This window comes from Rhizobium sp. BR 314, from assembly GCF_047445805.1.
GTDB classification, from domain to species: Bacteria; Pseudomonadota; Alphaproteobacteria; order Rhizobiales; family Rhizobiaceae; genus Rhizobium; species Rhizobium lusitanum_B.
Genome location: NZ_JARWLA010000113.1, coordinates 1 through 866, shown reverse-complemented (window position 1 = coordinate 866; position 866 = coordinate 1). Strand labels below are relative to the sequence as shown.

The following is an 866-nucleotide window of genomic DNA, read 5'->3' as shown; positions in this document are numbered from 1 at the left end:
TCGCCAGACGCTGAGTGTCGGCTGCACGCCCACGACATAGTCGAGGCCGAGTGCCGACAGGCCGGCGCGGAATGCGCCGTCCACGCCATAGCCGGCATCGGCCAACACCACACCGGGCGCCACTCCGGCTGCCTGGGCGGCTCGGATCTGCTCCAGCGCGATGGCCGGTTTGGTCTGGAATGCGACGCTGTCAGGGATCTTCGCCTTGCGCCGCCGCTCGGCATCGTCGGCCCAGATCTCGGGTAGATACAGCCGGTAGGCAATCGGCARGCTCGCTGCGACGTTGGCGATCGACAAGCTGACCGCGACTTGGCAGTTGTCCTGCTTGCCGAGTTGGCCACAATATTGCCGCGCCACCCCGACCGAATGCCTGCCCTWCTTGGGAAAGCCGGTGTCATCTACAATCCACGCCTCGATCGGCCCATGTCGCTCGATCAGCGGCAGCACCAAATCGCCAATCCGCCGCAGAAGCGCCTCGTCCGACCACGGCGCCTGACCGACGAAATGCAGTAACGACTGATGCTTGGACGAAACCCTCGCCGGTGCCGTTACCGCTGCCAGAGGCTCGACACTCTTGCGCTCCACCGGCAGCATGAGGCCAAGGCAGTAATCCTTCAGCGGCTCTGCCCGATCGGCATGGCCGATCACATCGACAAGCCTCTCGACATAATCCGCAAAGTCTGATTCACTTCTTCCGCTCAGGCCATTCATCTCAGCTTGCTCCTGCTGACCACGAATCGCCACGCTAGCACATCATCGCAAACCGCGAATCTCCCGTTTTTTGTGACCAGCTTGCTCCTGCTGACCACGAATCGCCACGCTAGCACATCATCGCAAACCGCGAATCTCCCGTTTTTTGTGACTCA

Annotated in this window: 1 protein-coding gene; it reads right to left on the bottom strand. The window is 61.9% G+C overall.

The genetic code is table 11. The annotated features are described in order from the left end of the window. A partial coding sequence (locus QD461_RS36670) for an IS701 family transposase (RefSeq protein WP_414091641.1) occupies positions 1 to 711 on the bottom strand: 711 nt, incomplete at its 3' end. Between the last annotated feature and the right edge of the window lie 155 nt (positions 712 to 866).